The organism is Sulfurimonas sp. HSL3-7, assembly GCF_039645985.1.
Classification (GTDB): Bacteria; Campylobacterota; Campylobacteria; order Campylobacterales; family Sulfurimonadaceae; genus Sulfonitrofixus; species Sulfonitrofixus jiaomeiensis.
In genome coordinates, this window is record NZ_CP147919.1 from 368925 (window position 1) to 391435 (window position 22511).

13 protein-coding genes and 1 pseudogene are annotated in these 22511 nt (G+C 46.0%); 12 read left to right on the top strand and 2 right to left on the bottom strand.

The features are described from left to right. Positions 1-315: 315 nt before the first annotated feature. From WCY20_RS01910 to WCY20_RS01960, 11 genes and pseudogenes are all read left to right on the top strand, one after another. Positions 316-522: pseudogene (locus WCY20_RS01910) on the top strand (glutamine--fructose-6-phosphate transaminase (isomerizing)); the annotation flags it as partial. Between the two features lie 25 nt (positions 523-547). Beyond that, positions 548-1687 (top strand): UDP-N-acetylglucosamine 2-epimerase (non-hydrolyzing), encoded by a 1140-nt coding sequence (gene wecB / locus WCY20_RS01915; protein WP_345976582.1) that lies wholly within the window; start codon positions 548-550, stop codon positions 1685-1687. Next, entirely contained in the window at positions 1688-2917 is a 1230-nt protein-coding gene (wecC, locus tag WCY20_RS01920) for a UDP-N-acetyl-D-mannosamine dehydrogenase (protein WP_345976583.1), read from the top strand. It abuts the gene before it with no gap. Between the two features lie 1022 nt (positions 2918-3939). After that, the gene (locus tag WCY20_RS01925) at positions 3940-7818 is read left to right on the top strand and encodes a glycosyltransferase (protein ID WP_345976584.1); all 3879 of its coding nucleotides are present in this window, start codon (positions 3940-3942) and stop codon (positions 7816-7818) included. After that, positions 7815-9143, top strand: coding sequence for a LamG-like jellyroll fold domain-containing protein (locus tag WCY20_RS01930; RefSeq protein ID WP_345976585.1), 1329 nt, complete (start codon positions 7815-7817; stop codon positions 9141-9143). The genes WCY20_RS01925 and WCY20_RS01930 overlap by 4 nt, the downstream gene beginning before the upstream one ends. Then, positions 9118-13230: a heparinase II/III family protein gene (locus tag WCY20_RS01935; protein WP_345978199.1), complete on the top strand. Its 4113-nt coding sequence runs from the start codon at positions 9118-9120 to the stop codon at positions 13228-13230. Before WCY20_RS01930 ends, WCY20_RS01935 begins: the two co-directional genes overlap by 26 nt. 2 nt (positions 13231-13232) lie before the next feature. After that, positions 13233-14036 (top strand): class I SAM-dependent methyltransferase, encoded by an 804-nt coding sequence (locus WCY20_RS01940; protein ID WP_345976586.1) that lies wholly within the window; start codon positions 13233-13235, stop codon positions 14034-14036. Then, on the top strand, positions 14029-15114 hold the full coding sequence (locus tag WCY20_RS01945; RefSeq protein WP_345976587.1) for a hypothetical protein: 1086 nt from the start codon (positions 14029-14031) through the stop codon (positions 15112-15114). Before WCY20_RS01940 ends, WCY20_RS01945 begins: the two co-directional genes overlap by 8 nt. Positions 15115-15128: 14 nt before the next feature. Beyond that, positions 15129-16142: a glycosyltransferase gene (locus WCY20_RS01950; RefSeq protein ID WP_345976588.1), complete on the top strand. Its 1014-nt coding sequence runs from the start codon at positions 15129-15131 to the stop codon at positions 16140-16142. Next, entirely contained in the window at positions 16139-18157 is a 2019-nt protein-coding gene (locus WCY20_RS01955) for a capsular polysaccharide biosynthesis protein (RefSeq protein WP_345976589.1), read from the top strand. The genes WCY20_RS01950 and WCY20_RS01955 overlap by 4 nt, the downstream gene beginning before the upstream one ends. Before the next feature lie 5 nt (positions 18158-18162). Then, positions 18163-19470, top strand: a complete 1308-nt coding sequence (locus tag WCY20_RS01960; RefSeq protein ID WP_345976590.1) for a capsular biosynthesis protein — start codon at positions 18163-18165, stop codon at positions 19468-19470. Positions 19471-19581: 111 nt separating this feature from the next. Here the strand turns inward: WCY20_RS01960 and WCY20_RS01965 are convergent, their stop codons facing one another. After that, the gene (locus tag WCY20_RS01965; RefSeq protein ID WP_345976591.1) at positions 19582-20094 is read right to left on the bottom strand and encodes a hypothetical protein; all 513 of its coding nucleotides are present in this window, start codon (positions 20092-20094) and stop codon (positions 19582-19584) included. A 255-nt stretch (positions 20095-20349) separates the two neighbouring features. After that, a complete protein-coding gene (locus WCY20_RS01970; protein ID WP_345976592.1) occupies positions 20350-21201 on the bottom strand; it encodes a DUF2279 domain-containing protein in 852 nt (283 codons plus the stop codon). A gap of 68 nt (positions 21202-21269) precedes the next feature. Here WCY20_RS01970 and WCY20_RS01975 point away from each other — a divergent pair, with 68 nt between their 5' ends. Next, complete coding sequence (locus tag WCY20_RS01975) at positions 21270-22463, top strand: capsular biosynthesis protein (RefSeq protein WP_345976593.1); 1194 nt, start codon at positions 21270-21272, stop codon at positions 22461-22463. The last annotated feature ends 48 nt before the right edge of the window (positions 22464-22511 follow it).

The following is a 22511-nucleotide window of genomic DNA, read 5'->3' on the forward strand; positions in this document are numbered from 1 at the left end:
ATGGCGACTCTTAATTTTTATTGTTTTTCGTTAAACAGTCATTGTCCTGCAGGCCGAAGAAGACACTTCATGGATCTTTACAGAGATCAAAACAGCGTCTTTCATTAAGAAAAGACGATACCGATCTGCTATTCGTGCCTCTCTTAAAGACCTGAAAATATAAAATAACTAAAAATATTTAAATTTGATTTTTTATGTAATATAAATGTTATATGATCCTGACTCAATTTACGGATTAAAACAGATGAGTTTCAAGAGAGAGTGAGTTATTTATGTGTGTGGGATTGTCGGAAAAGCTGCTCTTCAAGGAACTGGGCACGCGATGCGACGATCTGCAGCGTTAGTTGCTACGTCTGTGACAAGGCTGATGAGCAAATCGTCCTGCAGCCGAGAGAGCACAATATGCTGGAGTTCTATGCGATGATGGTCGTGACCCGTCTGCTGGCGCTCGAGGTCTCGGTTCGTCTGGGCAACGATGTCGATATGCCGCGCAATCTTGCGAAAAGCGTGACGGTAGAATAAAAATAAGCATAATAAAGAGGAAAAATTGAAAAAAGTATTAATAGTTTTTGGAACACGCCCGGAAGCGATCAAGATGGCGCCGCTTGTCAAAGAGTTCGAGAAGCATGCCGATGTGTTCGACATGAGAGTGTGTGTCACTGCGCAGCACCGTGAAATGCTCGACCAGGTGCTTGAACTCTTCGAGATCAAGCCAGATTATGACCTGAACATTATGAAAAACGGGCAGGACCTCTACGATGTGACCTCGAAGGTGCTGTTGGGAATGCGCGATGTCCTTGATACGTTCAAACCTGATGTTGTTTTAGTGCATGGTGACACAACGACAACGATCAGTACTACACTCGCGGCTTTTTATCAAAAGATCGAAGTGGGGCATGTTGAAGCTGGCCTGAGAACAGGAAATATCTATTCACCGTGGCCGGAAGAGGCAAATAGACTTTTAACAACACAGATTACAAAGTATCATTTCGCGCCGACATTGACAAACAAAGAAAACCTGCAAAAAGAGCATATAAGCGATAAAGATATTATCGTGACAGGTAATACTGTCATTGACTCTCTCTTCATGGTAAGAGACAAGATCGATACAGACGAGCAGTTAAAAACAGATATCCTGACAAAGATTACAGCTCTTGGATACACACCGACTGACGATCGAAAACTTGTTCTCGTAACGGGCCATCGCCGCGAAAACTTTGGAGATGGTTTTTTAAATATTTGTAATGGACTCAAAGAACTTGCACAAAAACACCAAGATGTTGATTTTGTCTATCCTGTCCATCTCAACCCGAATGTTCAAAAGCCTGTTAAAGAGATATTGACCGGCATAGATAATGTCTATTTGATAGAACCTTTAGACTATCTGCCGTTCGTTTATCTTTTAAACAGATGTCATATGATCTTGACAGATAGTGGCGGTGTTCAGGAAGAGGCACCTTCATTAGGCAAGCCTGTTCTGGTAATGCGAGATACTACGGAACGACCTGAAGCATTGGCTGCAGGAACGGTCATGCTGGTCGGCACAAACAAAGAGACGATCGTCAACAGTGTCTCAAGACTGTTGGAGGATGAGGTGATGTACAAAAAAATGGCGTATGCACACAACCCATACGGTGATGGGAACGCATGTCGTAAAATCGTAAATTTTTTAAAGGAAAATATATAAATGAGATTTGATTCAGTCTGTATGGTGGGTTTAGGTTATATCGGTTTGCCGACGGGAGCAGTTTTTGCAAAAAGTGGTATAAAAGTCAAAGGTGTAGACATTAATCAGCACGCTGTCGATACGATCAACCAAGGAAAGATCCACATTGAAGAGCCCGGACTCGAGGCGCTTGTAAAAGAGGTTGTTGATGCCGGTATGTTGGAAGCATTTACAACGCCACAAAAAGCAGATGCTTTTATTATGGCTGTGCCAACACCATTTAAAGGCGAGGATCATGAACCAAACCTTGACTATATAGAGTCAGCTACGAGAAGCCTTGCAAAAGTACTTGAAAAAGGCAACCTTGTAGTTCTTGAGTCAACTTCTCCGGTAGGTGCTACAGAGAAAATGGCTGCATGGATAGCAGAGGAGAGACCAGACCTTACTTTCCCTCAAACACATGGTGAAGACTCAGACATACGCATAGCACATTGCCCGGAAAGAATTTTGCCTGGACAAATGATCAGAGAACTTGTGGAAAATGATCGTATCATCGGCGGTATGACTCCAAAATGTGCAGACTATGCGGCAACGCTTTACAAGACGTTTGTAGAAGGTGAGTGCAGTATTACAACTGCAAGAACAGCAGAGATGTGCAAGCTGACGGAAAACTCTTTTAGAGATGTGAACATTGCTTTCGCAAATGAGCTTAGTTTGCTATGCGATGAGATGGGTATAAATGTTTGGGAACTTATAGAAATGGCAAACAAACACCCAAGGGTAAGCATACTTCAACCTGGGTGCGGAGTAGGTGGACACTGCATAGCAGTTGACCCATGGTTCATTGTGCATGACTTTCCGGAAGGAGCAAGACTTATAAAAACAGCTAGAGAAGTAAATGATGGAAAGCCTCATTATGTGATTTCAAAAGTGAAAGAAGCTGTAAAAAATATAACAAATCCAAAAATCGCTTGTTTGGGTCTTGCTTTCAAGCCGGATATCGACGATCTGCGTGAATCGCCGGCACTGGAGATAACCAAAATGCTTTCAGATGTTGAAGGTTTTGAGATACTTGCAGTGGAACCGAATATCGATGTGCTTCCTCCTGTTTTGAGCAACAGGAAAAATATCGAACTGGCTCCTTTGACAGAGGCGGTAGAACAAGCGGATGTTCTTGTTGTTCTGGTCAAGCATAAAGAATTTGTTGCATTGCAAACTTTGCAGCAAGTATTAGATTTTGTAAATATATAATAAGATTGTAAAGGTTGATACAAATGTCACATTCGAATCCGCTTTCTGTTGTTTCGGCTGATGTCAGCAATGAAAAGGAGCTTCTATTGCATCCCCCTTCACTTTTGACGACTGATGCTATCTTGGAAGATGAACATCTTCTGCAAACAAGCCCCTACTGGATCACCTTACATGTGAAAGCGGGCGAGCGATATAATTTTTCAGGTTATCTCAGAAGCCAGCCCGGTGAAAATAGAGATGCTGCATTAATTCTTCTTGATTTCGGAAATTATGAGATGGATGAAGAGACCTGTAGACTTAACGGGTTGAAAAAGTCAAAAGTCGGTATTTATAGCTATCTGCCCGTTGGGAAAACGATTAGTGTATGGTCTTTTAACATACTTATTCCCGAAGAGATAGGAATCTTGAAAATAGGTTTTCGAACATGGAAGAACAGCCATGATGTCATTATTCATAAAGAAATCAATATTTCAAAAGATGTTTGTTACTCAAAAATATACAATGAATTGCAGTATACAAAACAAAGAAAACGGTCGTTGAAACTAGCCTTGATTCATGAAAAACAAGCGACTGAAAATGTGCGTAAAACATTGTCGTTTAAACTCGGTTACTTGCTTATACATGCTACAAAATCACGAAAGGATTTTTTTAGACTTCCGAAAGACCTGTACCAGCTTTATCGAAATAAACATAAGAAAGAGTTATTGTCATATCATCAGAAAGAAGAAGATAAGAACCTTGTCTGGAAAACAATTTCTGATGCAGTTTTTCATAAAACCATCAATGTTATACCGAACAGTCAAGTTGAGCTGAACGGCAAAATAATTACGTTGTTGGGTGAAAAGGATAATGCAGCGCTAATACAAGTCGATTTTTTAAATTTGAAGATTGCGAAAGAATCTGCAAAAAAGCTTGGACTTCGGTATTCCCAAAAGCTAGGATTTTATATTTACCTGCCTACTGCAAATCCAGGGGAACATGACTGGAAGGCAACATTTAAAACACCCGAACACTGTAAGAAAGTGAAGTTAACATGGCTTCCATGGTATAACAACAACATCATTCAGATCGCTTTGACAGAAATGGCTGAAAAAAACGTGCCGAAAGCCAAGGTCGCAAAAAATTATATTGAACAGATGAAGGTTGTTTGGGAAAAAGAAGGGCGTCAAAAAGCGGAGGAGTACATTGTAAATTCTCAACTGCCTGCTTACCACAGAGCAGACCTGTATGAAGCACTTGCGGACATGGAAAGTGTGTCAATGAAGGGGCGCTACTATCTTTTGGCATACCAGGAAGACCCTGAATATGAAAGGGCCGCCAAAATGTTCCGTCGTATCGTTGATGCCGGTCTGCTCGAAACGGCCAAAAAAATCCTCGAGGATTTCGAACGGAAAAACTACTCCGTCCAGCCGGCCGATCTGCGCAACGTCAATTATGCCAGAGGCTATGTCTCGCTGTACAACCGTCTGCCGCAACTGTCTTCAGGTGTGGTCAAGCCCCTGGAAGAGAACACGCACAAGGTCATGATGTTCCTGCATGCGTCCCTGCCTCATCATTCCAACGGCTACGCAACCCGGTCGCATGCCGTATTGACCACGCTGCTGAAAACATCCAGCTACAGTGTTGAAGGCGTAACACGTTCGGGATACCCGCTCGATGTGGGTATCAAAACCTTCGAAGAGAAGGATGTCGTAGATGGTGTGAGCTACTCCAGGCTGAGCGCTGCCCATTACTATGACCAGCCGATGGACCAGTACATCATGACGGCTGCCGATGAGATAGAAGAACGGCTTGTCGAAGAACAACCTTCGATTGTCCATTCCGCCTCCGCATTCTATACGGCACTTCCGGCGCTTATCGCGGCCCGGCGGTTGGGCATTCCCTTCGTCTACGAAGTGCGCGGACTCTGGGAGATCACACGGGCTTCGACACTGCCGGGATGGGGAGAAACAGAACGTTTCACTCTGGAAAGCAGTCTGGAAGCCCTTGTGGCAAAGGAAGCCGACCAGGTTGTCGCGATTACCAGCGGGCTGAAAGACGAACTCGTACGCCGCGGGGTGGATGAAGCGAAGATTACCATCATCCCCAACGCCATCAACACAGAACATTTCAAGCCTCTTGAGCCGAACGAAGCACTGAGAAAGAAGATCGGGCTGAAAGATGCCCCGACCATCGGCTACGTGGGTTCTATTGTCGATTATGAAGGTCTTGACGATCTGGTAGAAGCCCTTTCGCTCTTGAAACGTAATGGTGTGTCCTTTAACTTTTTACTGATCGGTGACGGCAATGCCTTGGCGGGGATCCGTCAAAAAGTTGCGGAACTGGAGCTTGAGGACGATGTCTTTATCCTTGGTAGAATCCCGCATCACGAAGTGCAGGATCACTATTCGCTGATCGATATCACACCGTTCCCGAGAAAGCCCCTGCAGGTGTGCGAAATGGTCTCTCCGCTCAAACCGTTCGAGGCCATGGCCCAGCAGAAAACGGTGATCGCATCCAGTGTAGACGCGCTGCAAGAGATCGTGCAGGACGGTAAAACAGGACTCCTGTTCGAGAAAGGTAACGTCGAAGACCTTGCCGCAAAACTTTCTGCCGTACTGACGGACAAAGCTTTGCGGGAGAGATTGGCGGAAAAAGGAAAAGAGTGGGTGCTTGCCAACCGCGACTGGTCACAGGTTGCGACGCGATTTGACGGTGTCTACGACAAAGCGTTTAGCATCAACCGGGACAGACTGATGTCGCAGATAGAAGAAGCAAAACGGATGCGTCCGCTGTCGCTTCTGGTCTACGGCGATCTTAACCTGAACTACGTGGACGGTTCGGCCATCTGGGCATGTTCGCTTGTCGAAATGCTCTCCGGTCTGAACCATGTCTCCGTTACGTTCTTACTGAAAGCAGACCTGACACACGATACGCTGATCGAGTCCCTGAAGCCGCTGAACAACGTCACTCTGATCTCACCTTCCGAAACATCCCAGAAGAGCAGAATGCTCAAGCCTGAACAGGCGATCGAGGTGCTCGAAGAACTGCAGCTGCAGAACAGCTTTGACGGCGTGATCCTAAGGGGGTTCGAGCTCAACAGACGTGCGGCGGAAAAAGAGGCGTTCAAGGGGCGCTTGTGGCCATATATGATCGATGTCTTCCATAAAAAGGATGAGTGGAACGAAACCATTCTCTCCGACGTCACAAAGATCGTAGACGCTTCCTATACCGTCTTCTGTCAGACGACCTACATCCAGGAGTTCCTCGAAGAGAAGATACCCGCCGCCAAAGGTAAAACCAGCCTGCTGCCTCCGATGGTCCCGGACCAGCCCGAACCGAAGAAGACCTTCGATACGGGCGTACGCGCCTTCAGAATCGTCTACGCGGGTAAATTCGATCCCCTGTGGGGCACGCGCGAGATGCTTTCGGCGTTCAGAGAGCTTCGCAAGAGGAAGAACAATGTCGAGCTCCACGTCTACGGCGACAAGATACACAACCCGCCCGAAGACCCCTCTTTCAGAAAAGAGATCGAAGAGGCGCTCAACAACACCGAAGGGCTTGTCTGGCACAAAGCCCGTCCTCGTGCCGAGGTCATCGCGGCGATGCGTACCTACGACCTTGCCTGGGCATGGAGACGCCCCGAGCTTGAAGAGAATACAGACGAAGTCTCGACCAAGTTCCTGGAGTATTCGAGCGTCGGCCTGCCGATGCTCGTCATCGGCAACAAGATTACGACGAAACTCCTGAGCGAGGCGTACCCGCTCTTTGTCAATTCGTATGACAGGCTGGTCCCGACCATCGAGTCGGTCATAAGCGACCCCGAAGCTATAAAGCGTGCATCATCGCTTGTGTACAAGGCCAGCAAGGCCTTTTCGTTCTCTGCTATCAGGGCAGGTTACATTGACGATCTTGTTGCGCCGCTTCGATCAAGAGAGACGCACAAGAGCGTGTTGTTTGCCGGGCATGACCTTAAGTTCGTCGAACGGTTGATGGCGCAGTTTGCGAACGGCGGCTACACCGTCCTCGTCGACAAGTGGCAGGGCCACAACAAACACGACGAGGCCAAAAGCAGGGAACTGCTGGAGCGTGCCGACATCATCTTCTGTGAATGGTGCCTGGGGAATGCTGTGTGGTATTCACATAACAAGCTGCCTTTCCAGAAGATGTTCATCCGTTTCCACCGTCAGGAGATCGAGACGGGTTATCCGGCCCAGGTCGATTATGCAGCAGTAGACAAAATGACGTTCATCGTCCCGCACATGCAGAGAAAGACGATTGCCCAGTATGCACTGAAGCAGTACGCGGACAAATTCATCTATATCCCGAACTATGTCGATACGGCAGAACTCGACCAACCCAAGACGGAAGATGCCCGTTTCAATCTCGGTATCGTCGGCATCGTTCCCAGGATGAAGCGGTTCGACCGGGCTCTGGACATCCTCGAGGGGCTGCGCAAGAAGGACAAGCGCTACCAGCTCTTTGTCAAGGGGAAACTGGCGAAAGAGTACCCCTGGATGCTGAATCGTCCCGACGAGATGAAGTACTACGAAGAGCAGGAGAAACGCATTGAAAGTTCGCCTTATTTAAAAGGTGCGGTACACTATGATGGTTTTAGTAAAGATATGGGAAGCTGGTTCAGTAAAATAGGCTATATTTTGTCTCCAAGTGACTTTGAAGGTTCACATCTCTCCGTAGCCGAGGCAATGGCTTCGGGCAGCTCGCCAGTCATCATAAAATGGGATGGGGCGGACGAGATCTACCCGAAAGAAAACTGTTTCGACCATATTCCTGAGGCGGTTAACCATATCTTGCAGGAAACGGACGTATCGTTTTCGGATGCTATACTCGAGAGCAAGGAATTTGTACAAGAGTTTGATCTGAGTGAAATCCATGATCAATGGGAGAAAGTTATTCTATGAATGTTATAACAATAGGTTCATGTCTTTCTGATATGACTGCTAATCGAGCTGTTATTAGATTTGGGGGCAAACGATTAGGAAATGTAGTCCATCATAGAAGCGATCAATTTTACCATTATTATGTAAAAGCCGACAAAAAACAAATACCGAGAAAATGCATTGAACAGTCACTAAATCCAATTGAAATAAATTCAGATGATCCGAATTATGTTTCTTTTGAAGCAATGTTAAATAACCAATATGAAGGAATTGGTCAGCATAGAACAGTAGAAAAATATGATTTTTTTGATGTGCTTCAAAATGAAAAAGTTGATGTATTTATTCTGGATAATTATGTAGATATGAGTGGAAGACTATCTTATCCAAAGTTTGAAGAGTATTCAGAATCTCCTGTTTTTTTACGCAAGAATGACTTTGAAAATTATGATGATTTTTTTACATTAGGTGATAAGATTTCGTTGGAAAATTCTGCTTTTTATTTCAGAGAAATTATTACATTCCTCAAAGCGACGCAACCAACTGCTAGTATTTATTTCATACATTATCCATATAACACTTATGAAAAAAACCCGAAAAGACAAGAAAGAGCCAAAGAGTTTGAAGCGCTTTTTAAAAGCAATGAAGCAACAATTATTCCTGCCCCATTTATCAAAAAACAATTTCAACTGGAAAATGATCCAGCACATTTCCACGATTCTATTTATGTTGCTCTCGCTGGTTTTATTCATTTTCATTATGAAATTCACTCACATCAAGCAGAAGTCCAACAATTATTGAAACTTGGAAAAAAGTTCAATGGTCCAGAAGATTATTTCCCAATACCAGAAATAGCGTTTAATGCTGATGATTCATGGACAGCTGCAATCAAGATATATGAATTTGAAAATGACCAGTTGTTTAACTTTTTTTTCGGTCAGCGTGGCACGAGAAATAAGAGTATTGTTAGAAGAAAAAATCGGCTTGAGTTCAGAGCAGATGATGATCAGTATGTTGGCAGCGTCGAGTTTTTAACAAAAACGCTAAATGAAGTTGTTGTTGTGTACGACGAAGGAAAGTTTATTTTTTATAACAATGGTAAGAGTTCGGATGTTATTGAGCATCCAACTTCTGCTGTTTTTGATGCTATTGGCAGTGGGTATAACGGTAAACAGCATGAACAGCCTTGTCTTATAGAGACAGCGGCAATTTGGAAAAAAGCTTTGATACCTGAAGAGGTTGCTCATTGTTTTGACAAAAGTCTCATGGAAAAAGACAACGATCTTGTTGGCTATTGGGAACTAGGAAAGGAAGCTGACTTTGATGAAGGGAAAAAAGATGATACTTAAGTATAGAAATTTTCCCGATATGGAGATGAGTTTACCGTTTGACTGGTCTGTAGATCCTTATTCAAACAATAACTGGTGCCATAACTTTTATAGCTTGAGATGGCTGCCTTCCAATATTAAACAGTGGGTAAGAGATGGTAAAGTTGGCGTAAACCCTGTGCTTTTTTTCGTTGACTTTTTGACGTATCATGCAAATGAAGATAAACCTAAAAATAGATTTTATATGTCGAAACTTGCAGACCATAGTATGTCTGAAAGGCTGGAAGTCTTTGCTCATTTTATCAAAGAGAAACAGAATGAAAATCCTGATTATGAACAGGTTGATACAAAAATTCTCGAAGCCGAAATTAAGAAGCACATAGAAGTGTTATTGGGCGACAGGGTTTACAGGAAAAAGTCAAACCATGGTTTTATGATTGACCTAGCACTAATCGAATTTTCCTTGGTGCTTCCAAAATTTGATGAAGATAGTCATATTATCACTATTGCCGAAAAACGTATAGCTGAGCAGATGGAAGCAATGTTTGACACTTTTGGCTTTAACAAAGAACATTCCATTTCCTATCAAGAGTTTGACGCTGCATTGTGTATTCAACTATGGGATCTCTATCAGAAGTATAAGAGAGAGACTTCTTTACTGTCAAAAATTTATACGATAATCGCAACTACACACCATTTTCTGAAGTATTGTGTGAAACCTAATGGAGAAAATCATAGGATCGGGGATACGTTTGCTTATCCAAATGAGCGGTTATTACATAAAATAGAACAGGCTTATCAGAAATTACCCAGTCAAATCAAAAAAAGAAGTGAATCGTTTTTTGGTGAAAATTTAGCAAGCACATTATTGATTGCACCAGAAGCAGGGTTCTCAGTAATCCGTAATAAATATGGGGAAAGTAAAGAAAAAATATTTCATCTTTTTTTTACAGCTTCATGGCATTCATATGTGCATAAACAAAATGATGATTTGAGTTTTAGTCTCTATTCCAACGGATGCAATATTATCGAGGACCCGGGTTATAGTGATGTAATTACCAGGGATGAAGTCCCTTACGCTTCAGAAGAGGTACACAATGTTTCGACGTGTGAAAACCATAAATGGAAAAATCGTAATGCTCCGCTGAAAGATACCAAACTTACCAAGTATTTTCAGTCAGATAGTCTCTTGGCGATTCAAGGAGTGCAGCACCGGATGCAAAACATCTATGTGGAGAGGACATTAATCTATGTTAAACCGCAGATTTTGATCGTTGTAGACCATTATGAGAGTGCTTTAAATGAAGAGTTCTTGATTCAAACAAGATTTAATTTTGGGCTGGAGATTAATGAATTCTCAGAGATTGCACATGGAATGAGTTTTCTAGTGAATAATCAGCCTAAAAAAATTCAACAAATTCGTGCGGATTCGTTAATTGAGCAAAAGATGGCGGAAAGTTTTATGTTGAATAGGGATGGAACGATTTCCCAGTCAAAGGCAGTACACTTTTTTAACCGTGTAAACGCTCAAAGTACAGTTTACACCCTGATCGATTTATCGGAAAATGAAAATTTTGAAGTGGATGTTCAGCGGCAATCTTCGTCGGAAATTACTATCGATGTAACAAAGGGAAATAATACGAATAGATTTGAACTCCACTTAGAGCATACTGGAATAGCCCCATATTGTAATAGTCGGTTCATGTCTACACCGACTGTTGAACGTCAAGTGGATTTTATTGACAGCGATAAGAAAGAAGACGAGCCTTTGCAAGAAAGCGGAGGCGTTCTATTTTTTGATTGCTACTCATATGCAAAATTCCCAACGATAAGATTCGAAAGTGCAGACAAATGGAAATTAATTATACATTTTCTGGAATATGAGAATGACGCTAATCTCAACTTCTTTTTCGGAGAGAGGGGAAGCCGTTTTCACGGTTTTGCACGGGTAAAAAACAAGATCATGTACCGACTGGCTGATGGTTCTTATATAGGTGGTCTCCCCTATAACGTTGGTAATTTTATTCGGTTGACTGTTACCTACGATGATGGTGCATGGTTGTTTACAGATGGTGAAAAGAGTGTTGAAGTACAACAGAAAACAGATGTCGTCTTCAATGCTATAGGCAGTGGATTTACAGGTTATGAACATGAAGAAAAAACAAGTATTTCATATGTAGGAATTCAAGAATATTCTGAAACTGATCATGCCTATAAAGATGTCGGAATTTGGAAGTTAAATGAAAACAGGGGTTGCATTGCTTTTGACAGTTCGGGCACTCAACGTCATGCGGTACTGACGAACACTAAATGGCATGATAGTACAATTAATGAACTTATATTAGGTTCCTATCCGTTGGCTCAGGAAGATTGGCAACAGTATACCCATTCAAAACCGAGCCGGAAATTCGAATTTTTGGATGAAGCCTACAATAAAGAGAAAGATCTTTTTTTGTGGACGGGTATTGAGGCTGGCTTGAATGATAAAAATTGGGACAAGGGTAAAAAATTATTAGAAAACATTTATAGTTTTGACCGTTTTGAACCTGTCCACCTGTCAACCGTACTGACATGGAAAGAAAACCCGCTAAGTAACCGTAGCTGGCAATGGCAGTTCCATCAGCTCATTTTTTACATAGATCTGCTTGCAGCCCATACTAAGACTAAAGAAGCAAAATATTTAGATAGATTAGTTGAAATTTTAACAAGCTGGTATGACTGTAATTATGCAGAAGAACACCCAAGCGAAATGTCATGGCATGATCACACGACTGCTTTGCGATTACGCAGTCTAATCTACATATGGGAGTATTTACGCAATAGTGAGTACGCCATAACTGAAGACTTTGCCAGCATACTTTTAAACCTTGTTGAGACACATTGTAATGTACTTTCTGTTGAGAAGTTTTACATGAAGCATAACAACCATGGGTTTGACCAAAGTTTATTTTTGTATTTGGCGTCAGTGAAATTCCCTGAGTTTGAAAATGCCAAACAGTGGCATGACATTGCTTTTGATCGTTTAGTCGATGAGGTGGGTATAGCTTTCACATCAGAAGGGATACATGTAGAAAATAGCCCAAGTTATTTGGTTGGAATGATACAGCGGGTTGACCTTGCGTCAAAAATGATACAGCATTATGAACCGGGAAATAGTATAGAGTTAAACGATATTATAAACAATGCATTAAAAGCATTGGCATACCTGGTGCATCCAAACGGGGCACTGCCTATGTTTGGTGATACAGACCCGGGTACAAGAATACCTGCCCTGAACCATTTGAAAAATAATACTAATTTTCAATTATTTCAGTATGTTCATTCGCAGGCTCAACGGGGTAAAGTAGGCGAAAACCTTCCTGACGCAGTCTTTGAAGAGAGCGGCTATGCTGTTCTTAGAGATAAGTGGCATGAAAAAGATACCTATGATGATATGACTCACTTGGTATTCAAGTGCGGTTTCCTGAGTACATTCCACAGACACGATGATGATCTGAATTTTATTTTACATGGCTTAGGTGAAGAGTGGTTTGTTGACGGAGGCATCTACAAGTATAACGAACAAGATCCATATAGAAAGTACCTTCGCTCGGCTAAGGCACATAATATACCGGTAGTACCAAATGCAGAAGTTTCCCGCATAATAAATAAGGATGCAGACAAACAGTCGAAGATCACAGATTACTTTTTAAATGAAGAAACATCATGGGTAGCAGCAAAAAGTTTTATGTATACGGGTTATTGTGTTACACGAAGAATCGAGTATATTCGTCCTAATAGGTTTATCATTACAGATAAAGTTGATGCAGATACGAAAGAGGTGACACCGTATGAACTGATGTTCCATATTCCTATGGATAAAAAGATAGAGATCAGAGACGATAACAGTGTTTATATAAGTGGTCAAAATTCTCATGAACTTCATATGCTATTTGATGGTGAGTGTACTTATAGTTTTGAATTATTATCGGGGGAAGATAATGAAGAAGTAATAGGCTGGCAATCTAAAGTATTTGGGAAAATAGATGCTATTCAAACATTACGATGCAGTATTGTACCAAAGCACAATAAAGGGTATTCTATTGTTGAGATGACTCTTAGGAAATAAGCATGAAGCAAGAAGAGGAAAAATCAATAGATGAAATATTGGATGAACTCAGGCTGATTAAAACCGAGTTACGTATGCGGTCATTGCAAGAGAAAGAGAGTGTATGTGAACAGCCACCTGCAATTATTGATATGACGGAGATCGGTAAAGTAATCAATGATGCAGAAAAAAACAACTTTTCTCAGTTAGAGTCACTCATAAATATACAAAATGTATTGAACATAAGGTTTCCCCTGCCAAAAATGCGTAATTGGGCGATTTCTCCCGATTTTGCCGAGTTGTTGTTAAGAGAGATACTTATCCGGAAGCCTGAAAATATTGTTGAATTTGGAAGCGGTGTTTCAACACTGATCACAGGCTACGCCTTGCAAATGAACAAACAGGGCAAACTAACCTCTTTTGACCATGATGTGTTCTACGGCAAAAAAACCGTTCAAAACCTTAAGTTGCATGGCCTGGAAGAGTTTGCCGAGGTCATAAGTGCACCGATATCAGATATTACTATTAATAATAGAGATGCAAAGTGGTATAGTGTAGATGAAACAAAAGTACCGGCAAAAATTGACATGCTGGTAGTAGACGGTCCGCCTGCCAGAACCGATAAAGCAGCACGATATCCTGCCCTTCCGTATTTGATAGATCGTTTAGCGGATGATGCTATTGTCATTATGGATGATGGAATTCGCCAAGAAGAAAGAGAGATCTGCCGACGCTGGCTGGAGGAGTATCCGGAATTTGAATCGGAGTACGTTGAAACCGAAAAGGGGGCGTTCATTTTGAGACGTCAAACATCACATCATGCATAATGACGTCTATGATGTTATCGGCTCTGGCATAGGGGGAAAAGTGTCTTTGCAAAACGGCATAGACTACATGGAAGCCAAGGATGGACGGAAGTTGACTTACAGGTTTACACCGGCTGAAGTCTCCAAGGGTGCGCCCCTTCTGGTCATTTTAAATGCTAGGGGTTCAAAAATCCCAAGTAAATTTAGAAACGGTGATTGGAATGTGTTGTCACTGGTAGATACATTCGGGCTTGAAGGCGATACATCGGCATATCTGGGTGAAGAGGGTGATTTTTTTGTCCGCGAGATGGTACTTTCTCTGATTCAGACAGCAATCGATCAGTGCGAATGTGATCCGAAAGAAAATCTCTTTTTTTACGCCTCTTCCATCGGGGCTTATGCTGCGATCATGTACGGAATTCTGTTTGAAGCAAGGGGCGTATATGCCAATGCACCTATTATAAAGTTGCATGATACAACTATGTACAGCGAGATCTATAAAAATAGAGTTGATTTCACGATTCCTCCTCAGAAGAAAGATGTTATAGAAAACGATCTGGTCGTATTTATGAAAGCGAACAGGCATAAAAAACTGCCGACGTTCTTTGTTTGCGACAATATTCACCAGAAGGAGCCGTGGCTGCAGAATTTCCTGCAGGAACAGACGATGTACTTTGTCAATGCCTGCCTGGAAGAGGGTGTGGACATCCATCTGGAACTGTTACCGGGAGAAGGACATATCATCAATCATTCGATGAAAGAGGTCGTCGACCTTTTCATCAAGTACACGCCTCCAAAATTTGTACAGCTCACGACAATAGATGCGGTCTGCAATGATAGATCTTTAAAAGTGCACTGTATATTGGGGCAGGATTACTTGGGAACGGAGGATGTGCAATACGCTTTTTATCTCATGCACAATGGCCAAAGAGTACAGCTGAGAGGGTACGAGTCCGACCCTACAACTGTATTTACATTCGAAGACGAGCTGCCTAGAGGCAATTTGGAAGTCATCGGTTTCATCCGGGACAAGTCAGGGACCACATTGCGCAAAGGTATTTTTGTCTTTGACGCCAACGCAGATCATAAAAACAGGTGACAGGTATCCACTTTTTGAAAAATCAGAAAAATCTACATTACAAAATTGCACTGATCGCAGACGAACTGACAGAGGCTTGTCTAAAGCACGAGGCAGATGTATACTACATCACCCCGCTTAACTACCGGTTTGTCCTGCAATTTTGGAAACCCGATTTTTTGTTTGTCGAGTCGTCCTGGCATGGACGCCGGAAGGCCTGGAAGTTTAAGATAGCCGCCTACCCAGACCACCCGAAACGTAACAATAAGACGCTGCAAAAGGTAGTGGCCTACGCGAAAAAGCTTGGCATTCCGACGGTCTTCTGGAACAAGGAGGACGGCGTCCATTTCGAGCGTTTTATTGACAGTGCGAAGCTCTTCGACCATATCTTCACTGTCGACGAGAATTACGTTCCGAAATATCGGGAAATCGTGGGCAAGGAAGTGACGGTCAATACCTTGATGTTTGCGGTCCAGCCGCAGTTGCACAACTTCACCGGGTTTCATTTCAAACATAACCGGGCAAACTTCGTCGGCAGCTACAGCCGCCACATCCACGACCGTAGAAGGGCGTGGCAGGAGATGATGTTCCGTGCGGCGAGCAGGACAGGTCTTGGGGTGAGCGTTCATGACCGCAACTCGTCGCGAAAATCTTCCGACTATCGCTTCCCTGAACTGCCGCATATGGACGTAAACGCAGCGGTCAAGTATGCTGACACAGCACGGATTTACAAAGAGTACCTTGTATCTCTGAACGTCAACACCATAGAGGATTCCCCGACGATGTTCTCACGCCGTTTGGTAGAGATCCTTGCATGCGGCGGCATTGCCGTGACAAACCCGTCTCCCGCAGTGGAAAGATACTTCAAGGACTACTGCCATGTCGTGCATGACGAAGCGGAGATGGCGGAACTGTTCGAGCGCTTGAAACACGGCCCCTCCGACGAAGATCTGGAACGGGCACGCGCGGGGGCCGAATATGTCGCCAAAGAACACACCTGGGCGCATCGTATGGAAGAAATCTGCAGCGTGATAGGGGTGAAGCGGTGATCGGCGGCTACCGCTACTATCTGGACAACATTGCCGAGATCTTCGGCGCACGCCGTTTCAGAGGGTGGGGCAGAAAACGGACAGGTCGCTTCGCCATGTGGTGTCATGAACGTTTCGGCGGCGAACTGACCCTTCTCGAAGACGGCTTCATCCGCTCCGTCGGCCTCGGCGACTCCCCTTCGTTCAGCATCGTCGAGGACGATGTGGGGATCTATTACGATGCAACGCAGCCAAGCCGGCTCGAAAACCTCCTCAACAGCCATGACTTCGACACCGACGAGGCGCTGATGGCAAAGGCCCGCGAGGCGATGGCACTCATCAGGGAATACCGCATCAGCAAGTACAACCACGCCCCAGACATAGCCGAGGGCTTTTTCCCCGAAGACGGCAGAAAACGGGTGCTGGTCGTCGCCCAGACGGCGGGGGACGCGTCGCTGACATACGGACTGGCCGGACGGTTCACGACCGACGAGATGATAGACGCGGCGGTAGCGGAGAACCCCGGTGCCGCGGTCTACCTCAAGATCCACCCCGACGTCCTCAGCGGCAACAAGGCCTCCGACATCGATATCGAAGCCGCTCGGAAAAGATGCAAGATCATCGATGCCGACGTCAACCCGCTCTCGCTGCTCGAACAGTTCGACAAGGTCTACACCAAGACCTCTCAGATGGGTTTCGAGGCGCTGCTGCTGGGCAAAGAGTGCGTCTGCTTCGGCATGCCTTTCTACGCGGGGTGGGGCGTCACCGACGACAGGGCGGGCTGCGAGCGGAGAAAACGGAAGCTTAGCGTCGAAGAGATCTTTGCCGCTGCGTACATCCTCTACAGCAGGTACTACAACCCCTACAGCAAAAAGCCCTCGGACATCATCGACACGATCAGGACGATCGCCGCCTACAAAGAACGCGACAAAAGAGTCGATCAAAAGGCCTTTTTCTTCGGCTTCTCGCGCTGGAAACACCCCTTCATGGACCCTTATGTCGGCAACATCGCTTCGGTCCGTTTCATCAACCCGATTTTCGGCAAAGGCCATCTTGACAAAGCGCTCAGGAGAGGACTGGATGAAGAGAGCCGCATCTACATCTGGGGCAAAAAAGCCTTCGATGAGGTCGAAGCCTATGCCCGCAGGAAAAGCATCCCCATCTGGCGCGTTGAGGACGGCTTTGTCCGCTCTGTCGGCCTCGGTTCGGACCTGACACAGCCCTACTCGCTGGTCATGGACAGCCGGGGAATCTACTTCGACCCGACGCAGGAGAGCGACCTGGAGCATCTGCTCAATTTCCACGTCTTCACGAAAGAGGAGACCGAACGGGCAAGGCACCTCTGCAGGCATCTGGCCGAGAAGAGACTCTCCAAGTACAACAACTACAGCGACGTCGACCTCTCACTCCCCCATGATAAAAGGATCGTTCTGGTGCCCGGACAGGTCGAGGATGACGCTTCCATACGGTACGGGGCGGCGGGAATGAGCAACCAGGAGCTGCTCAAGCGCACAAGAGAGAACGCCCCCGACGCCTACATCGTCTTCAAACCCCACCCCGACGTACTGGCGGGCAACAGGGGAGGGGATGTGGCAGAGTCCGAGGCCTTAAAGTACTGCGACCGCGTCGTCACCGAGGTGAGCATCGACAGCGTCCTTGAACATGCCGACGAGGTGCATACGATGACCTCGCTGGTCGGTTTCGAGGCGATCATCAGGGGGATCAGAGTCTATACCTACGGACTGCCGTTTTACGCGGGATGGGGGCTGAGTAGTGATGCCTTCCGCTGCGAACGGCGCAAACGCACCTTGACGGCAGACCAGCTCGCGGCAGCGACGCTGCTGCTCTACCCCCGCTATATCGATCCGAAGACGAAAGAACTCTGCGAGGTGGAGGTGACACTTGAGGGGATCGAGGCGGAGCGCAGACGCATTGAACGTTCTGGCGGATCCAGAAGAGTGCAGCATATGCGCCGTTTCATTGCAAGAAAATCACAGCTGATTTGGCGTCTATTAAGCTCGCTATCTATAAAATAATGTTCATGAAAAATAACTATATCGGTGATATTAAACACAAGAACATCCTTTTTCTGCAGGGACCGATGGGCAGTTTCTTCAAACGTCTCGACGCCCTGTTCCGCGACAAAGGGGCAAAGACCTACAAGATCGGCTTCAACGCGGGCGACTGCCTCTTTTCACACCGGGACAACTACATCCCCTACCGCGGAAAACGTGAGGCGTGGTACGACTTTGTCAAAAGGTTCCTGCGGGAGCAGTGGATCGACCAGATCTACCTCTTCGGCGACTGCCGTTTTTACCAGCGCATCGCCATCAAAGCCGCGAGCGAGCTGGGCATCGAGGTCTTCGTCTTTGAAGAGGGGTATGCCCGTCCGGACTATATCACCATGGAAAAGTACGGTGTGAACGACTTCAGCAGGATCAGCCGCTCACGGGCGTTCTATGACACTCTTGATCTAAAGACACTGCCAGAACCCTCGCCGGAACCGGCCGGTTTCAGCCAGCTGCGAATGGTCGTCAGTGCCGTTGTCTACTACGGTGTGTCGAACCTGCTCTTCTTTATGTACCCGCACTACCGCCATCATCGGGACTTCTCCGCGATCAAAGAGGCCTTTTTCGGCGCCAGGAGCCTGCTGCGCAAATGGTACTACCGATGGAACGAACGCGGTTATCTTGAACGCATAAAGGGTACGTGTTCAGGCCGCTACTTCTTCGTACCGCTGCAGACCCATAACGACTTCCAGATCCTCGAGCACTCGGGGTACGGATCTATCGAGAAGTTCATCTTCGAAGTGCTTGAATCGTTTGCCTGCCATGCGCCGCAAGAGTGCTGGCTGGTATTCAAGCACCATCCGGTCGACCGAGGACGAAAAGAGTACAGTACTTTCATTACAGATCAGGCCCGTCAGCTCGGTATTGCTGAACGCATCTGTGTCATGCATGACGTCCACCTGCCGACCTGCCTCAAACATGCCATCGGCACCGTGACGATCAACAGCACAGTCGGCCTTTCGTCACTCTACCACCGGACGCCGACGATCACGCTCGGCAACGCGATCTATGACATCGAGGGGCTTACCTGCAAAGGGATGGCGATGGACGATTTCTGGTGCGGACAGCGCGCCCCCGATGCGCAACTGCTTGAAAAGTACCGCCGCTATCTCATCTTTACAACGCAGCTCAACGGGAGTTTTTACGGCAGGATGCCCGACTTTGACCACTGTCTGGCAGTCGAGAACGCATCGGCGGATGTAAAGAGCGGACAGGTAGAGGTTTGCAGCAATACCCCACTGCCATGCGCATCAGTGCTTCCGACCTGCGTACAAGCCTAGACTTTAGGGAAAAACAAGAGAACTACTTTTTGCATCGCGAATATATCTTTTGGGCTGATCAGGCTGGGAGAGAGGCCTGAGAGACCGGCTCTGAACAGAATGTGATGCGCGTCAGAACTCCCAGCCTGCGTACATGTAGAGAAAACCGATCGTCTCATAGCGTCCGAAGTCGATGCCGGGTACATAGGTGATGTTGAGGGTAAAATCAGCCAGGTATACCGAGGCAACGGGTGCCAGCCCGACAATCGGCGAATAGTGGTAGTCTCCGTTGCTATAGCGCATATTCTTTAATCCGAAAAACCCACCGATGCCGAGGGATGTGTCGATCCTGTGGTGGTGGAAACGGACGGACTTGCTGCCCGCAAGATAGATATAGGGGTTGCTACGGGAGTCATTGAGCAGCATGACATGGTAGGTGTAGTAGAGCTTTTTGTACTCTTTGAAGTAGTCGCGTTCGTAACCGAGCCCAAGATTGTAGCGGTTGAGTTTTGTACCGTTGTCCAGTGCCTCTTTTTCGTGCCAGGTAATGCCGCTGAGGAGAATGCGTCGTGGAGCATCATCGGCACGGACGGTGCAGAAGCTGAACAGAAATGCTGTCAGGAGAAAAGGTTGTATGATTTTCATTGCAGATAACATATAAAATGACTTGTTCATGTACAATTTCCATCATCTCTTGATAGTCAATATTATAACAGAATCATAAGATCTATACGCATCTAGGGCTCAATTTTTGGTAAGTCAGATGATGATTTGCAAGTTCCTCATCTCATGTTGAGACGCCCGGGAAGGGACGGCTGTAATAGCAAGCCATATACTTCAATAAACGACAATCTAGCATGTTTCAAAATCGCGGGGTTCAACATTTCAGATGTTTCAGGCTTATGGCCGGCTCCATAGGTCTGTTTCGACATAGGTGTGCCCGGGTTGGTAAAATTCAAATATGTTTTGTAGAACATTGATCTCACTGCGTCTTGCAAGATCGGCCAAAGAGATTCCGATGCCCACGTAAAGATGCTGGCTCTCTTCAACCGTATCATAGGAGCGGTAGCCCCTTGAGTAGTAGCCGACCTGCAGTTCCAGCAGGCTCAGCGGCGTCTGCTTCAGTGCATCGAAGCCCATCGCCTTGAATGCCACAAGGTGGCGCATATTGGAGTAGTCCGTCGTCAAGTCGCTCCTGCCGGATGAATCGTTGAGGGGCAGGTATTCAAACCGTATATCGATATACTCGTCAATTTTGGGATGGGTTCGGATGAGATAGGCCACAAGGGCGCTGACGGAGTCTGCGATAAAGTCCTCTTTCGAGAAACCGTAGGGGCTGGTCCCGTCGCCTATCTCCATAAAGGTCATTGCCGTAAGCGCGGAGAGCGAACCGTAGAGTGAAGATTCTTCGAGGCTGAGTCCGCGGTCCTGCATGCGCGATGCCATGACACGCGATAGAAGGTAGGTCATATAAAAGTGGCCGGTTTTATCGGACCCGCCCGTTTTGCTGGAGCGATCAAACCACCCTTCGCTGTGAAAATGGAATGTTTTACTCCCCCAGTCCCATTGGGTGGCTCCCCAGGCTGTTATGCCTGCCATCACCAGACCGGTATCTACAAGGAAGCCGGTGGCGGGATCTTCACTTAAAAGCAGTGTATCGTTGAGACGTTTTGAGGTGCTGTTGAGCGTGCTTGTGAAGGTGTCGGCTTGCAGACAGAGGCTTATGAGAAAAAGTGCTATTGGTTTTTTCATAACTGCCTGATACTTTGGAGTCGGCCGGTGTTGTTTTTATAGTAGAGACCAAGTATAATTCTATCACTATGAACTTAAATAAAATCGGCAGTGTCAGCGGCAAAAAGATACTTTTTCTGCAGGGTCCGATGGGCTCTTTTTTTGCCAAACTGGAAAAACTTTTTTCAGAGGCAGGCGCTTCAACATACCGTATCGGATTCAACGCTGCTGACTATTTTTTCGCCTACAAGCATGCCTATACCCCCTTTCGCGGCAAGATTGAAGCGTGGCCCGATTTTATACACGATTATCTGAGAGAACACCAGATCGAGATGATCTTTCTGTTTGGTGACTGCCGGTTTTACCAGTCAATAGCGATTGATGCCGCAGAAAGACTCAACATCGACGTCTTCGTTTTTGAAGAGGGGTATATAAGGCCTGATTACATCACACTGGAACGTTACGGTGTGAACGATTACAGCCGGATACCGCATGATCCGGCATTTTACAGAGGGCTCGAGTTGACCGAGCTGCCTCCGCCGAAGCCGGCCCATACATCGGGTTTCAGATTAGCCTACAGTGCCGTTGCCTATTATGCCGTGGCAAACCTCTTCTCATGGCGTTACCCGCATTACCGGCATCATCGCGACTTCTCTGCTTTAAAAGAGTTCTATCTGGCCCTTCGCAATATTGTCCGAAAGTTCATCTACGCCTATACGGAACGGGGCATACTGCAGGAGGTGACAGGACGCTGGTCCAAACGCTATTTTTTTGTACCGCTGCAGACCCATAATGATTTCCAGATACTGCAGCATTCAAGGTATCGATCGGTCGAGAAGTTTATCATCGACGTGCTGACGTCGTTTAGCGAAAATGCCGATAAAGAGCATCTGCTGATCTTTAAACATCACCCTGTAGACAGGGGGCGTAAAAACTACGCCGGTTTTATTTTTGAACATGCGCAGAAGCTGGGCGTTGCACCGCGAGTCAGGGTTTTGCACGACGTCTATCTGCCGGCGCTGTTGAAGCATGCTATCGGTACGGTCACCATCAACAGCACGGTCGGCCTCTCTTCGCTGCATCATAAGACACCGACCGTCACTATGGGAAATGCTATCTACGGCATCGAAGGGCTAAGCGTACCGGCGAGCGGCTTGGACAGGTTCTGGACCGAGCCAAGACCTGTCGATTATGAACTGTACAAACGCTTCAGACAGTACCTGATCAAACATACGCAGCTCAACGGCAGCTTTTACGGAAAACTGTTTATAAAGGTGCTCTGAATGAGTATAGCTTGAGCGTGTTTTGAGAAAGGAGTCGAAAAGCAGGGT

Bases quoted from the DNA above. Each gene is read 5' to 3' on its own strand.
- WCY20_RS01945 (WP_345976587.1), top strand. From the start codon at position 14,029: ATGCATAATGACGTCTATGATGTTATCGGCTCTGGCATAGGGGGAAAA.
- WCY20_RS01935 (WP_345978199.1), top strand. From the start codon at position 9,118: ATGAAGGGAAAAAAGATGATACTTAAGTATAGAAATTTTCCCGATATG.
- WCY20_RS01970 (WP_345976592.1), bottom strand. From the start codon at position 21,201: ATGAAAAAACCAATAGCACTTTTTCTCATAAGCCTCTGTCTGCAAGCC.
- WCY20_RS01930 (WP_345976585.1), top strand. From the start codon at position 7,815: ATGAATGTTATAACAATAGGTTCATGTCTTTCTGATATGACTGCTAAT.
- WCY20_RS01940 (WP_345976586.1), top strand. From the start codon at position 13,233: ATGAAGCAAGAAGAGGAAAAATCAATAGATGAAATATTGGATGAACTC.
- WCY20_RS01965 (WP_345976591.1), bottom strand. From the start codon at position 20,094: ATGAAAATCATACAACCTTTTCTCCTGACAGCATTTCTGTTCAGCTTC.
- wecC (WP_345976583.1), top strand. From the start codon at position 1,688: ATGAGATTTGATTCAGTCTGTATGGTGGGTTTAGGTTATATCGGTTTG.
- WCY20_RS01975 (WP_345976593.1), top strand. From the start codon at position 21,270: ATGAACTTAAATAAAATCGGCAGTGTCAGCGGCAAAAAGATACTTTTT.
- WCY20_RS01960 (WP_345976590.1), top strand. From the start codon at position 18,163: ATGAAAAATAACTATATCGGTGATATTAAACACAAGAACATCCTTTTT.